The sequence below is a fragment of the Hymenobacter arizonensis genome, from assembly GCF_900115775.1.
GTDB lineage: Bacteria > Bacteroidota > Bacteroidia > Cytophagales > Hymenobacteraceae > Hymenobacter > Hymenobacter arizonensis.
The window spans coordinates 410642-424941 of record NZ_FOXS01000006.1; the positions used below are offsets into that span (position 1 = coordinate 410642).

A 14300-nucleotide genomic window follows, 5' to 3' on the forward strand; every position below is an offset into this window, starting at 1 on the left:
GCGTAAAGGCCCTGTGGCGCAGTTGGCGGCCGCCCCTGTTCTACCTTTGTGCACTTGTTGGCAATAACACCCATGACCGAAAATTCACCCCGCAAAGTCCTCATCACCGGCGGCACTGGCCTTATTGGCAGCCGCTTGGCTGAATTGCTGATTGACAGCGGCTACGAAGTAGCGTTGCTGAGCCGGGAGCCGGCCAAAAGCAGTCATTACCGCAGTTTTCGCTGGGACCCGCGGTCCGGGACCATCGACGATGCCGCCGTGCCTTATGCTGACTACATTGTGAACCTGGCGGGCGCCAGCGTTTCCGATGGCAAGTGGACGGATGAGCGCAAGCGCGACATCATGACGAGCCGGCTGGGCGGCCTGGCGCTGCTGCACCGCGAGCTAGCCAAACCCGGGCACCACGTGAAGGCCTTTATATCGGCTTCAGCCATTGGCGTGTACGGCGACACGGCCGATACCGTGCTTACTGAAGACACGGCCCCCGGCCTGCCCACACATGACTTCCTGGCCGATGTGGCTCACCAATGGGAATTGGCGGCCGAGCCCATTGCCGCCCTGGGCATCCGGACGGTAGTACCCCGCATTGGCATTGTGCTGAGCAAAGACGGCGGCGCTTTGCCTCAGATGGCGCGGCCCATGAAGCTGGGGGCTGGCGCGGCACTGGGAAGTGGCAAGCAGTACATGTCCTGGATTCACCTCGACGACCTATGCCGCCTTTTCATGGCCATGCTGGACGATGAAACCTGGGGCGGCACCTACAACGCCGTGGCCCCCGCACCAGTCACGAACCTGCAGTTTACCGAAACGCTCGCCCAGGTGCTGCACCGCCGTTTGGTGCTGCCCAAGGTACCCGCCTTCGGCCTGAAGCTGGCCTTGGGCGAGATGAGTGACATTGTGCTGGCCTCGCAACGAGTGAGCGCGCAGAAGGTCTTGGCCCAGGGCTTCACCTTTGAATACCCGGAGCTGCGCGGGGCGCTGGAGGCCTTGTACGTAGGGGAGTGATAGTGGCCGCTCACGCGGCTTGGCTTGCTACTGAGCCGGATTAATCCCGTATAGCAGCAGGTGAATTACGCGTAAAACTACCTTTCTGATGGCCGACCACTCTTTCTCTCGCCGCGACTGGCTCAAGGCCACTGCCCTGGCGTCTGCTCCCCTGGTGTTGGGTCCCGTCTCTGCTTTCGCGGGTGCGACCGTGCCAGGCAAAACGCCTCCCTTAAGTGCAGCCGATATTGCGGCCATTGAGGCGGCGATGGGTAAGAAAGGCACCTACGTGGAGGCGCAGGCTACCCACAGCACTTCCCTGCCCCGCAACGATTTGAAGATTACCATCAAAGGCGAGCCGGTGCCCATTGCCTTCGGGTTTGGCGGCTGGGTGGCCATCAAGCACACGCTGGACGGCAAATCGGCTATGCTGATGAGCGACACCGTGCTACTGCAGGAGGAAGTCAACCCACTTATGTCGGCGGCATTGGCTAATGGGTTGGAAATCGGGGCTGTGCACAACCACTTCTTCTACGAGGAGCCGCGCATCTTTTACATGCACATCCACGGCATGGGAGCCCAGCGGAGCTGGCCCAGAAGTTTGCGGCGGCCCTGAAAGACTCGAAGCTCTTACCGGCCAATCAGCCCAAAGTACCCATTGCGGCGGGTGCGCAGCCCGGTAACAACGCCACGCCCGCAGCGGCTACCGCCCAAACCGGCAAAGAACTGTTCGACCTAGCGGCGCTCGACCAGATTGTGAAGTACCAAGGCGTAGTCAACGGGCCTACTTACAAATACACCGTGGGCCGCGCCGACGTGCAGTCGGTGATGATGGGCACGGAAATGACCGCAGCCATTGGCTTGAATTCGTGGGCATCGTTTGCGGGCAAGCACAGCGACGCGCACATTGCCGGCGATATCGCTATGCTGGAGCAGGAAGTAAACCCCGTTATAAAAGCCCTGCGGGCCAATAACCTAGAGGTGGTGGCCGTGCACAACCACATGCTGTTCGACCAGCCTCGCATGATGTTTCTTCACTACTACGGCCGCGGGCCGGCCGCTCAGCTGGCCGGTGGCTTTCGGGCAGCGCTCAACGAGCTGGGCAAAAAAACCGGTGGCATGAACATGCGCCACTAAGGACGTTGCTACGCACCGGATGCCTTGTCGCTATCTACCGGCGCCGGGGCAAACTGTCCGGTACGCTGCCTCCCCTAATTACCCCACTGTTCATTCGCTCCAGCATGTTGTCGACCACAATGGTGTCGACGGCTTCGGCGCGGCGGCGCGGCTCGCTGGGCGAAATGCAGTTGTACTTCTTGGAAATCTTGGTGGGTGGCTTCGGAAACTCACCCTGGGTGTAGCCGAGCTCTTTATCCCTGTAAATCTTCTCCATGAACTTGCCGAAGATGGGCAGTGCCGTGCGGCCGCCTTCCCCCTGCTGCGAGCCGGTGAAGTGAACGCTGCGGTCTTCGCCGCCCACCCACACTCCGGTCACTAGGTCTTTGGTCATGCCCATGTACCAGCCGTCGGAGTAGTTGGAGGTGGTGCCGGTTTTGCCGCCAATCTGGTTGTTGTTGCGCCACAGCTCGTAGTCCCACAGTCCTTGGGAGGTGCCGCCGGGCTCTTCCATGCCGCCGCGCAGCATGTAGGTCATCAGCCAAGCGGTTTCGGCCGAAATGGCGCGCTTCTGCACGGGGTCGAACTGCTTGATGACGTTGCCGTTGCGGTCCTCGATGCGGGTAACCAGGCGCGGCTCGCTGCGGAACCCGCTATTCATAAACGTGCTGTAGGCATTCACCATTTCGTACACGCTCACATCGCCGCCCGAGCCCAGGCCAATGCTGGGCACCGGCAGCAGCGGGCTCGTGATGCCGACTTTGTGGGCATACTTGGCCACATTGTCCCAGCCTACTTTCTCGGTCAGTTGGGCCGTGATGGAGTTCACGGAGCGCGCCATGGCGTGGCGCAGCGTCATGTTGATGCCAGTATATTCGCGGGTTACGTTGTCGGGCTTCCACTCCATGGGCTTGCCGTCTTCCACGTAATTGATGGTCACGCGCTGGTCGCGGATGCGGTCGCAGGGCGAGTAGCCGTTGTCGATGGCCGTGAGGTAGACAAAGGGCTTGAAGGTGGAGCCGGCCTGGCGGCGGCCCTGTTTCACGTGGTCGTACTGGAAAAAGCGGTAGTCGAGTCCGCCCACCCAGGCTTTGATGTGGCCGGTGAAGGGGTCCATGCTCATCATACCGGCCCGCAGGAAGCGCTTGTAGTAAGCCAGCGAATCGAGCGGCGACATGACCAGCGTGGTGTCGCCGTCGGTCTTTTTCCAGGTAAATACCTTCATGGGCCGCTTCGCGTTCAAGGCCGAATCCAGGCGGAAGGGCTGGTTTTTGTAGCGGTTGGCCAGGGTTTTGTAGCTCTCGGTGCGCTTCATCTGGGTTTGGATGAAGTCGGGAATCTCGTTGCCTTTGTCGTCGACCCAGGGATTTTTGCGCCGGTTGCGCCAGAAGCTGTCGAAGCTGCTTTGCAGGGCTTTCATGCGCTCGTGCAGGGCGTTTTCGGCGTGGGCCTGCATGCGCGAGTCGATGGTGGTGTAGATGCGCAGGCCGTCGCGGTACATGTCGTAGCCGGTGCTGTCGCACCAGGCATCCACAAACTGGCTGATGGCGCTGCGGAAGTAGGTATCGGGCCCGTCGATGTGGCGCTCAACGTGGTAGTCGAGCACAATGGGAGTGGCTTTGAGGGCGGCGATTTCGGTGGCAGGCAGCACGCCGGACTGGCCCATGCGGTCGAGCACCACGTTGCGGCGGCGCAGGGCCGCGGCGGGGTGAAAGCGCGGGTTATACGCGGTAGGATTGTTGAGCACGCCCACGAGCATGGCGGCCTGCTCGGGCCGCAGGCTATCGGGCGAGGTATTGAAGAAGGTTTTGGCTGCCACTTTGATGCCGAAGGCGCTGGAGCCGTACTCCACGGTGTTGAGGTACATCCGCAGAATTTCTTCCTTGGTGTAGCGCTGCTCCAGGTCCACGGCCGTGAGCCACTCTTTCGTTTTGGCCACGATGGTGCTCACCACTGGTATGTAGCCCAGGGCTCCGCGGCTTTGCTGGCGACGAATTTTATAGAGGTTCTTGGCCAGCTGCTGGGTGATGGTGGAGCCGCCGCGCTTCTCGCCGCGCAGGGAGGAGTAAAAGCCGCCAATTACGGCCGTCAGGTCGATGCCGGAGTGCTCGTAGTAGCGCACATCTTCGGTGGCAATGAGCGCCTTAATTAGCACGGGCGACATCTTGCTCAGCGGCACTGGTGAGCGGTTTTCGCGGAAATATTTGCCAATTAGCACGCCATCAGAAGTGTAGAGCTCCGAGGCCTGCTCAACTTTGGGGTTTTCCAGCTCGGCCAGGCTGGGCGACTTGCCGAACAGGAACATGAAATTGGTGCTCACCAGAAACGGATACACCAAGAACAGAATTACCACTAGCCCGAACAGTACCCACGCTAGGCTGGTAACCCGCAGGGGCCAGCGCCGGCGGGGCGCTTTCGGTTTCGAGCCAGTGGAGGGAGAAGAAAGTGGCGGTTTTAGGTCAGCCATGCGAGGCAACAAGTGGAAAACGGAGGCCAACGCCCTCCGCGAAGAAGGACAAATATACCAGCCCTATGCCCCAAAAGCCGAGTGCTGCGGGTGCAACTGCAAAATGAGCGAAGGACCAACCCGGCGGCTACCGGCGCTGCCGGCCGGCCAGCATGGCCTGGTGGTGCACATTGCGCCGGGCCCGCACCCGGCGAATCTGCCACCGCCATCCTAACTCCCCCAAGGCTAGCACAATAAAGGACAGCCCCAGAAAATAGCTCCAGTGCAGCATCCGGATTTGGGCTCGGGTGGGCGAATCCAATTCCTGAAACAGAAACAAGCCCCATAGCTCGTCGAGCAACGTGAAGCCCCACACCACGGCCGCAAACACGCGCCCGGCCCGGCCCAAGGCCAGGTGCCAATGCAGCAGGTAAAGCACCACCCCCGGCAGGGCCGAGAGCAGCACCAATGGCGCTGCTTTCACCAAGGGCAACCCCAGAAAAATCATGCTCAGCGTTTCTTTCAGCACTTGCGCACCGGCCAGAAAACGGCCCAGACGCGAGAGGGAGGGAACTGCAGACTGAGGGTGAAGGTGCGAGTGAGAGGTGGGCATAGCGCGGGTAGACGGTTAGACCATGATGCCGCCAAGATACTGATTAACCGTTAGTGACGGCAAGTCGGTATGCGCGTAGCCTGACCGCGCCGGATGAGCACCACAACAGTACGGCTGGTTACGGCCCGATTACGCTTCTGACCAAGGCGCCACCTCAGCTAATGCTTACTGCAGAAGCCACGAGGGGCTGGAGGATGCGTACTTTCTGCTGGTTCCGAGCGGCGTATAGGCCGATTTCTTGGCGGAGGTTCTCCAGGTCTTTGGCGGCATAATCGACCAGGCTCCACCGGAAAACTGGGCTTACTAGCTTTCCCTGCCGGTAATGAACCAGTAGGTTAGCCCACAGCTCGGGCATCAGTACTGCGAAGAGCAGGGCGCCAAAGCAGGTGGGGCTGCGGTTGCCATTGCCGAGCATAAAGGCCTGCATTCTCAGCTCCTCTTCGGGCGTCATGCCGTAGCCGAGCAGGGCGTGTTTAAGGTCGTGGTTTTCGTAGTTCGGAATGAGTTGAAAGCCGTGGCAGTGCAGGCCATCGGCCACGGCGCGGCCCAGGGTGCCCACTGGTAAGCCGCTTAAGTAAAGCATGGGCGTGGCCGATGGGCGAGCGCCGTAGAACCACCAGAAAAGTGGAATCAGAAACGAGGTTTCGGCGTGCGCTACAATCTTTCTGACCAAGCGCTGATAGGCGTTCAAGGCAACGGGAGAGTCCTTGTGCATGATATTCTGATTTTGAAAGCTGATTAGGAAGCAGGAAGTGAGGGCCTATTGGCCCGACCACAGCAGCAGCATTTGCACGAAGGCCAGCAGCAACAAAGACACCAGCACTACTGCGGCGGGTATTACTCCGCGCAACAAGCGCCTGCGCCGGGCGGCCGGTGAGGCCGCACGCTCTTGCCAAGTGAGCAGCACGCCCAAAACAGCCACGTCGCCGGCACAGAAAAGCAGGCCCAGGAAAGTGAGAAGAAGCTGAGGAAGTCCGGTCATGACCGTAGAAGATTTAGTGGAAAAACTATTTGGAGACGGATAGCTGGCGGTAGGTCTGCCATGCGGCGTAGGTGCGGCTCTGCCATCCCGGGTGGGCTTGGTAGTGTGCTTTCCAGTTGGCTACACGGGCATTGAGCCGGCGCTGCGCATCGGCGGCCGAGATGACCTCGGAGCCGCCGTATTTAGCTTCGGCGGTGAGTTGAGGGGCACGGTCAATCAGCTCGCGATGGGCGAGCAGCGTGGGCAGTACGCGGCCGGGCATGCCGAGCAGAAAGCCGATGTCAATGGTGCGAAATCGGGTCTGCAGGTTGTAGCGAGCCATCCAAACTTCCCAATTGCCGGCGGCCAGCAGGAGCAGCACGGCGTAGACGGCCAGCGAATTGAGCCGCACCAAGCTGTAGGCCGAGCGCCGCTGCCATATTTTGAGCAGCACCGTACCCAACCCGAAAAACACCAGCAGCAGGAAAAAGCACACCCCAATGCGCTTGTAAGCCAAGCCACAGTGCAGGATGTAGTAATAGTTGCGCAGGCCCACCGACACGGCCAGCACCGCGTTTTGCAGCACCCACACTGTGGCGCCCCAGCGCAGCCACGGCAGGCCAGGCGCATAGAAGTTGAGGTTGCGGCGGAAGAACCACAGCACAATGCCCATGGCTAGCAGGATGCTGAAGATGAGCACATACGTTCCCTCGTGCACGAACTGCGTGAGGTCGAACCCGGGCTTGGGCACAAAGCCGAACCACAGCCAGTTCACGTCGATGGCATTGACCACCAGCAGCAGCGCATTCACCAATCCAAACACAGCGGCCGCGGCCAGAAACTCCTTGCGCAAATCGAGCGCGCCAGCCTTGTTGTAGCGAAAACTGGGCTGGCGCACCGCAAACGACGCCACCCGGTTGCGCTGCCGCTGAATAAACTCGCCAAAGCGCGATTCGCGGTCGGCGTAGAGGTGCACCGGCACCATTACTACTACCCCGGCCGTCACCAAAAAGCCCAGCACGATGAACAACAAATGCGCCACCGAAACCTCGGGCAGCAGCCACAACAGGAAGTCGCCCAGCACTTCAAGCGCCCGGCTGCTCAGAGCCGCATACCGCGGGTTGGCCAGCGCAAACAATACGTGAAACGCCACCAGCACCCCCAACGGCACCAGCAGCAGACGGCCGTAGTACCAGCCCCGGCGCATGCCTGCCCCGGTATCACGGGGTGCCCGCAGCCCAGCCAGCACCCGCGGCCCCGCCTGCGCCGCGCTGCCCAGGGCCGTGAGCAGGGCAAACAGCACCAGCTTCAGATACGGCTGATTGACGTAGCCCAGCAGCATCAGCAGCGAAGCCGTGCACGCCAGCGCCGCCGCGCCCGACCCATACACGGCCATCATAGCACCCGCGAACAAACTGCCGCCCACCATAAGCCAGAAGTAGCCCGAGCGACGAACCAGAGCCACTCGCGGTACCAACAGCAGCTGCGCCATCACCACAAAGGCTGCGAACACCAGCACATTGGGCCCACCTGCTTCCAGCCAAAACAACCAGTTGAACAGCACCACCCCAGCCGGTAGCAGCACTTTTTGAGTGGTGCTGAGAGGCTGCGCAACGCGTGCAGAAGGCGAGAAAATAGCTGTTGAAGCCGGCCGGGCTGGTTGGCCGTCCGGCCAAGCGGAGGCGGTAGGGGCGAAATCTGTCATGATGGTAAATATTTAAAAGAACTTTGTATTCCAAAGTAGTAAATCAAAAAAAAGAGCCCAAGGCTAATCTGACGTCTTTTTAAGGACGTAATAGCTTCTCCAACGTTGCCAGATGCTGCTGGAAGGCCACTTTGCCCGCCGGGGTAGCGGCGTAGGTTGTGTTGGGCTTTTTGCCGATGAATTGTTTGCTCACGAGGATGTATTCGGCCTTTTCGAGGGCGGCTACGTGGCTGGCGAGGTTGCCATCGGTGAGGTCGAGCACTTCTTTCAGGTCGTTGAAACTCACCGATTCGTTGGCCATCAGCACGGCCATTACCCCCAGCCGCACGCGGTGGTCGAAAGCCTTGTTGAGGGTATGGATGAGGTGCTTCACCGAGCCACTACGGATTTACACGCTACAGTAGCCGCACCGGGCCGCTCGTAGCGGTTGTACATCACCAGGCCGTAGCCGATGTGGCCCAGGCCAAATCCCAGCCCGAAAAAAATCAGGCCCCAGCCCGGCAGCATCATGCAAAGCAGCCCCAAACCGATTTGAGTAAGGCCCAGCCACCGGATTTCGTCGAGGGTGTACTTGCTGGCATTGAGCAGCGCTAACCCGTAGAACACCAACAAGCCAGGTATCACCATGGCCGCATCGCCGCCCAGGAACAGGCGCAGGCAGAACAGCCCGCCCGTTACCAGCGGAACCGCCAGTGCCAGGGCCAACCGCCGCGCTGGCCCGCTCCACAGCACCTGGCCATCGTGCTTGGTGCGGCGTTGGGTAAAGAAAAAAGCCACCAGCAGCGCCAAACCTATCATAACCCCCGACAGCAGCAACAGAAACGGCAGGGCGGCGCTCCGCTCGGCTGCCGAGCCCCGCATGAGCTGCAGGTAACCATCGGAATAGTGGCTTTGCAGATAGAAGTGCCCAATCAGTGCCCCCAACAACGCCACCACGCCAGCCCCCACCCCGCTCAAGCCGGACAATGACAGGAAGCGCGAACTACGCTCCATGATGGCGCGAATCTCGGTGAGTTGGGCGAGCGGGTCTTGGGCGGCGGGCTTCATATATATCGAAGTGCTTTGTGATGCAAAGTTGGGTAAAACTTTTGATACATCCACACGTGCTTCAAATTTATATCTTCCAGAAGTCCGGTTAACGAAAAACCTGTGGTAGGCAACTGCTAGTAATTGCAGGATTGTTGACCCGCTGGAGGCGAAAGTTTTCACTGTCGCTTGCTGCGACACCTCATTCAGGACCTGGTTGAAAGCGCTGAAAAAAAGACCAGCTCAACGCACTTTTAGCATAGTGACAACGGTTGAGGTGGACAAACTAAAATCAAAGAAAATAACTATATTTGTTCTTTTTTGAAGAACAAATTGTAAGTTGTGAACTCACAGCCATTTTCATAGTTAGAATCGCAATTAAACGCATATGCGCCCACTGATACCTCAGATTTCAAAGACATTATTTTCCAAAAGTTTATTATTCGCGACGACGCTTGGCATTGCGTTGGCGGCCCCAGGCACGGGTAATACCGCTGCGATTGGCAAAGGGAGCACCCGCGCCAGCCTGGGCCGGCCTGGCGTGGCTACCTCGGCCATGGCGGAGGGCACAAAGGCGCGCATTACGGTCACATTTGCGAGTGCGCCCGCCAGCGCTTCGTCCCGCATTGCCCCCACGCTTTACAATAAGTCCCGGGTGTTGCAATTTGAAGAGGACGACTCACCCATTTCGGCCTACACCGACTTGTTGCCGCTGCTGAAAGGGGGCGTGCGCAATGGCGTGAGCTACCCAGGCTTGCGCTTCACCGATGGCTGCGGCCGCCAGCGCCCGTACACTGCCGCGGTAGCCATCAACGGCCGCAATACTTATAACAACTCGGTGTGGCTGGACCCGGGCGCCCAGCACGACGCGGGCCGGCTGGTGTGGGCCCAGGCCCAGGAAATGCTCGACAACGGCTGGGACATCGAGAACCACTCCAACCTACACACGGCCACCGACCCCGTGAAGCAGGTAAGCGACCTGGATGCCCTGATTGCCGACCGGCTGAAGGGCTACAAGCCCACGGTACACATTGTGCCCACCAACTTTGCCGGCTACCCAACGGCAGCGTTCAACGCCGGCTACATAGCCGTGTCAAGCGCCAGCCAAGGCGATAATTACCCCATGCTCAACACCTGGGATGAGAAGCGCGTGGCCCTGAGCGCACTGCCCTCGCCCACTACGTCCTTCGTGTATCGGCGCTACCAGGCCGACCAATCCTCAAGCGAAACAGCCGACGCCTTCTTGAATCGCCTCAAGGCGGTGAGCGACAACTTGATGGCGCCGGGCACGAATGCTACCGAAGTGTATTTGCAGCGGGTTTTCTCCCACGGCATGACGTTCAGCGTGCTTTCCGGTTGGCTGAACTACACCCAGTCCATTGCCCAAGACCGGCTGTGGGTGACCACCCTGCGCGAGTTTTCGGAGTACCGCCGCGTCAGTGCTCAGGTAGTTAAGACAGAAGCGCTGAGCAACAACGTCCTGACCATCGACCTCGACTATGCGGCCCTGAGCCCCAATACCCGCTTCCAGAACTTGACCTTGCTGGTCAATTCGGCAGCCACCATCACCAATATCAGCGTGACCGGCGCCGATAGCGCCTCGTTTAACACGACCACCAAAATGGTCAATGTTTTCCGCCACCAAGTGGCCGGAACCACCACTCCTACTGAGCCCACCCCCACTCCGACACCGACACCGACACCTACTCCCACTCCGACGCCTACTCCCACTCCGACGCCTACTCCTACCCCGACGCCAACACCCACGCCTACCCCAACACCCACTGCCTGCACCGGCACTGGAAGCCTGCTCCGCGAGCAGTGGAGCAACGTGAATGGAAAGACCATCAGCACAGTGCCCACTGCTACTGCCCCAACCAGCAGCGCCACTATCATCAATTTTGAGTCTCCTGTTCAATCTGGCAACAACTACGGCGCCCGGGTCCGCGGCTACATTTGTCCGCCCACCAGCGGGGCCTACACCTTCTGGATTACGGCCGACGACGACGGTGCACTATTCCTGAGTCCTGATACCGACCCCAACCGCAAGGTGCGCATCGCTACCTGCTCTGGCAAAACATCTTCGGCCTACGACTTTTACCGCTACCCCAGCCAGCAGTCGGCTCCGGTGCAGCTGCAGGCCGGGCAGCGCTACTACGTGGAAGCCCTGCACAAGCAGGATAAAGGCAACGGCTACCTGGCCGTGGCCTGGCAACTGCCCGACGGCACCCGCCAGCAGCCCGTGCCCGGCTCTTCGCTCGTGCCATGGGGCACCACTACGGCCGCCCGCACATCAGCAGCAAGTACCTTTGAGGCGGCCACCCTCAACCAGCCTAATGCCCGGCGTAGCGAGGTGCAGGTGTATCCCAACCCCGTGATGGGGCGCAATCAGCGCGCCAGGGTGCAGTTCAACCTACCCGAAAAGGGGGTGGCAGTGCTCACGCTGGTCAACCTGAAGGGCGAACTTGTTCGCCAACTATTTGCCGGGGCCATGGAGGCCGGCGCGCAGCGCTCCGTGGAGCTAGACGCGGCCAATCTGAGCGAAGGCATCTACATTGTGCACTTGGTGACGCCAACGGAAGTGGTGAACTACAAGGTGGCGTTCAGCCATTAACAGTCTATAATATGGGCAGTTAAGGTACTCTTCCTGCGAAGCAAGGCGCCCTGGCCTATTTGTTTACGCTCCATTTCATGGTCCGATGACTTAGAAAGTCGTCGGACCATTGCTTTTCTGCGTATGCTTGCGCCATGCGTCTGCGTCTGCGTCTGTTCGAGTTTGAGGATTTGCCGTGGTTCCCAACCACCATCCGGGCGGGGATGATGGACTATTTGCGGTTTATGATTTCGGCCCTGGGCATATATCGGCCCATTGCGCCACTCCTCGCCGAGGGCCTGCGCCGCACCAATCAGACCCACGTGCTGGAACTGGGCGCCGGCGCGGGCGGCGGCACCGAAACCGTGTGGCGCGCCCTGCAAGCCGAGGGCCTGCCCAATGTCACCATCACCCTCACCGACCTCTACCCCCAGCCCGCCGCCTGGGCCGACATTGCCCACCAAACCGCGGGGGCCATTGGCTACGAACCCACGGCCGTGGATGCACTCGCGGTGCCTGCTCATTTGCGGGGCTTCCGCACCATCTTTTCGGCCTTTCACCATTTTCCGCCGGCGGCGGCCCAAGCCATGCTGCACGATGCCGTGCGGGCGGGCACCGGCATTGGGGTGTTTGAGGGGGCGGGCAAGCATTGGCGCGAGTTGCTGCTGGCGTGGACGGCGCTGCCGGTGGCCCAGCTGCTGCTCACGCCCTTCTACCGCCCGTTTCGACTCAGCCGGCTATTTTTCACCTACCTCATCCCCGTTATCCCGCTCTTCACCATCTGGGACGGTTCGGTGTCGCTGCTACGCATGTATTCGACCGATGAGCTGCTGGCCCTGGCCCATGCGGCCGACCCTGCCGGGCTATTTGAGTGGCAAGCGGGCAAGCAACGGCACTCCTGGGGCCCCGAGGTCACGTACCTAATCGGCTGGCCGAAGTAGCAAGAAGCAGCGCGGCGCCCTACTTTCGTGCATGTCCCTTGCTGCTTACCAACGTGCGCTGCCGCTGCTGCGCATCCCGTTTTCCATTTACCTCATGCCCGTGTTCTGGTTTGGGCTGAGCGCCCTGCGCGGGCCCTGGAGCGGCTGGAAAGCAGTGGGCGTATTTGTGGTGCTGCACCTGCTGGCCTACCCGGCCTCCAACGGCTACAACTCCTACTACGACAAGGACGAAGGCAGCATTGGAGGCCTCAAGGCGCCCCCCAAAGTAACCCATGAGCTGCTGCACCTCGTGTGGCTTTTCGATGCGCTGGCCGTATTGGGGGCTGCCCTTATTTCGCTGCCCTTTGCCGCGCTGGTGGTGCTGTATCTGCTGGTTTCCAAAGCCTACAGCTACGAAGGCATTCGGCTTAAAAAATATCCGCTGCTAAGCACGGTGGTGGTAGTGGTGTTTCAGGGGGCATTCACTTTCCTGATGACGCAAGTAGGCGCAGGCGCCAGCACAGAGCAGCTTTTGGAGAGCAGCAATTTGCTGCTGGCCCTGGTTAGCACCTTGTTTTTGTGTGGTTCCTACCCGCTTACTCAAGTGTACCAACACGCGGAAGATGCTCGCCGCGGTGACCGCACCCTGAGCTTGCGGCTGGGCATTCGGGGCACGTTTGTGTTTGCAGCGGTGGGGTTGCTGGCGGGGGCGGCCACCCTGGGCATGGCTTACTGGCTGCGCCAGGAGATTCGCCCATTGCTGATATTTCTGGTGGCTACCGGGCCGGTGGTAATGCTGTTCAGCCGCTGGGCCTGGCAGGTGTGGCAAGACGAGGCCGCGGCCGATTTTGAGCACACCATGCGAATGAACCAGGTTTCGTCGTTGTGCATGAGTGCCGCTTTCATCGCCATGCTGTTCTGGCGCTAGGTGTATAGTCCCAAGGAGTGATGGTGTATTTTCCGGGCTGGAATTTTGCACGAACCTATGGGACAAGTACTCCACGGCAGCGCCCGCACAACAGCGGCAGTACGGCGCGCTATCCAACACAGCCAGGAAAGCCTACAAAGCTTAGCTGCCCGCTACAGCATCAACCCCAAAACGGTGGCCAAGTGGCGCAAGCGCCCGACTACAGCCGATGCGCCCATGGGCCCCAAGCCGGTATCGACGGTGCTCAGCGCCGAGCAGGAAGCCATCGCCGTGGCCTTTCGTCGGCACACCTTGCTGGCACTCGATGACTGCCTGTACGCCCTGCAGGCCACGATTCCGCACCTGTCCCGCTCGGCGCTGCACCGCTGTTTCCAACGCCACGGCATCAGTCGCCTGCCGCTGAACGAGGACGGGCAGAGCCCGCCGAAAAAGAAATTCAAAGACTACCCCATCGGCTACCTGCACGTCGATTTCGCCGAGGTCCAGACCGAGGAAGGTAAGCAATACCTTTTTGTGGCCATCGACCGCACCAGCAAGGTGGCGTTTGCCGAATTACATCCGCGTGCCAAACGGGTCGCCGCGGCCGAATTTCTGCGGCGCGTGCTCGACAAGCTGCCCTACAAAGCGCATACCGTGCTGACCGACAACGGGGTGCAGTTCACGCCCCAGCCGCACCAATTTCTGCCGGGTGGGCACAGTTTTGACCGCATTTGCCGCGAATATGGTGTCGAGCATCGTCTCACGAAGCCAGCTCACCCCTGGACCAACGGCCAGGTCGAGCGCATGAACCGCACCATCAAAGAAGCCACCGTCAAGCGCTTCCACTACCAGAGCACCGACGAGCTCAACGAGCACTTGCAAGCCTTTTTGCTAGCCTACAACCACGCCAAGCGCTTGAAGACGCTACGCGGGCTGACCCCACATGAATTCGTCTGTGCGCAGTGGCAAAAGAACCCGACTATATTTACCCGAAACCCGACCCACCTCACGCTGGGACTATACACCTAG

General features: G+C 60.2%; 14 protein-coding genes. 7 read left to right on the forward strand and 7 right to left on the reverse strand.

Going from position 1 to position 14300, the window contains the following annotated elements; translation table 11 throughout:
- The first annotated feature begins 72 nt into the window (after positions 1–72).
- The 3 genes from BMZ66_RS20265 to BMZ66_RS26150 all read left to right on the forward strand — a co-directional run bounded on the left by BMZ66_RS20265 (position 73) and on the right by BMZ66_RS26150 (position 2121).
- Entirely contained in the window at positions 73–1005 is a 933-nt protein-coding gene (locus tag BMZ66_RS20265; protein ID WP_092677748.1) for a TIGR01777 family oxidoreductase, read from the forward strand.
- 88 nt (positions 1006–1093) lie between these two features.
- Positions 1094–1600, forward strand: a complete 507-nt coding sequence (locus tag BMZ66_RS26145; RefSeq protein ID WP_234795179.1) for a DUF1259 domain-containing protein — start codon at positions 1094–1096, stop codon at positions 1598–1600.
- A 140-nt stretch (positions 1601–1740) separates the two neighbouring features.
- Entirely contained in the window at positions 1741–2121 is a 381-nt protein-coding gene (locus BMZ66_RS26150; RefSeq protein WP_234795180.1) for a DUF1259 domain-containing protein, read from the forward strand.
- Positions 2122–2155: 34 nt separating this feature from the next.
- Here the strand turns inward: BMZ66_RS26150 and BMZ66_RS20275 are convergent, their stop codons facing one another.
- From BMZ66_RS20275 to BMZ66_RS20305, 7 genes are all read right to left on the reverse strand, one after another.
- On the reverse strand, positions 2156–4567 hold the full coding sequence (locus BMZ66_RS20275) for a transglycosylase domain-containing protein (protein ID WP_234795181.1): 2412 nt from the start codon (positions 4565–4567) through the stop codon (positions 2156–2158).
- A gap of 127 nt (positions 4568–4694) precedes the next feature.
- The gene (locus BMZ66_RS20280) at positions 4695–5159 is read right to left on the reverse strand and encodes a hypothetical protein (protein ID WP_143080307.1); all 465 of its coding nucleotides are present in this window, start codon (positions 5157–5159) and stop codon (positions 4695–4697) included.
- Positions 5160–5313: 154 nt separating this feature from the next.
- A complete protein-coding gene (locus BMZ66_RS20285; RefSeq protein ID WP_092677752.1) occupies positions 5314–5874 on the reverse strand; it encodes a hypothetical protein in 561 nt (186 codons plus the stop codon).
- A gap of 45 nt (positions 5875–5919) precedes the next feature.
- Positions 5920–6141 carry a hypothetical protein gene (locus BMZ66_RS20290; protein WP_092677754.1) on the reverse strand — a complete coding sequence of 74 codons (222 nt, stop codon included), beginning with the start codon at positions 6139–6141 and terminating at the stop codon, positions 5920–5922.
- A gap of 25 nt (positions 6142–6166) precedes the next feature.
- Positions 6167–7825, reverse strand: a complete 1659-nt coding sequence (locus tag BMZ66_RS20295) for a DUF4153 domain-containing protein (RefSeq protein WP_092677756.1) — start codon at positions 7823–7825, stop codon at positions 6167–6169.
- A gap of 79 nt (positions 7826–7904) precedes the next feature.
- Complete coding sequence (locus tag BMZ66_RS20300; RefSeq protein WP_092677758.1) at positions 7905–8198, reverse strand: winged helix-turn-helix domain-containing protein; 294 nt, start codon at positions 8196–8198, stop codon at positions 7905–7907.
- Positions 8195–8872, reverse strand: coding sequence for a hypothetical protein (locus BMZ66_RS20305; protein WP_092677760.1), 678 nt, complete (start codon positions 8870–8872; stop codon positions 8195–8197). Before BMZ66_RS20305 ends, BMZ66_RS20300 begins: the two co-directional genes overlap by 4 nt.
- 367 nt (positions 8873–9239) lie before the next feature.
- On the opposite strand from BMZ66_RS20305, the gene BMZ66_RS20310 reads away from it, so the two are divergent.
- The 4 genes from BMZ66_RS20310 to BMZ66_RS20325 all read left to right on the forward strand — a co-directional run bounded on the left by BMZ66_RS20310 (position 9240) and on the right by BMZ66_RS20325 (position 14300).
- Positions 9240–11465, forward strand: coding sequence for a PA14 domain-containing protein (locus BMZ66_RS20310; RefSeq protein WP_092677762.1), 2226 nt, complete (start codon positions 9240–9242; stop codon positions 11463–11465).
- A 134-nt stretch (positions 11466–11599) separates the two neighbouring features.
- Positions 11600–12385, forward strand: coding sequence for a hypothetical protein (locus tag BMZ66_RS20315; RefSeq protein WP_092677764.1), 786 nt, complete (start codon positions 11600–11602; stop codon positions 12383–12385).
- A 31-nt stretch (positions 12386–12416) separates the two neighbouring features.
- Positions 12417–13292: a UbiA family prenyltransferase gene (locus tag BMZ66_RS20320; RefSeq protein WP_092677766.1), complete on the forward strand. Its 876-nt coding sequence runs from the start codon at positions 12417–12419 to the stop codon at positions 13290–13292.
- 57 nt (positions 13293–13349) lie between these two features.
- Complete coding sequence (locus tag BMZ66_RS20325; protein WP_092677092.1) at positions 13350–14300, forward strand: IS481 family transposase; 951 nt, start codon at positions 13350–13352, stop codon at positions 14298–14300.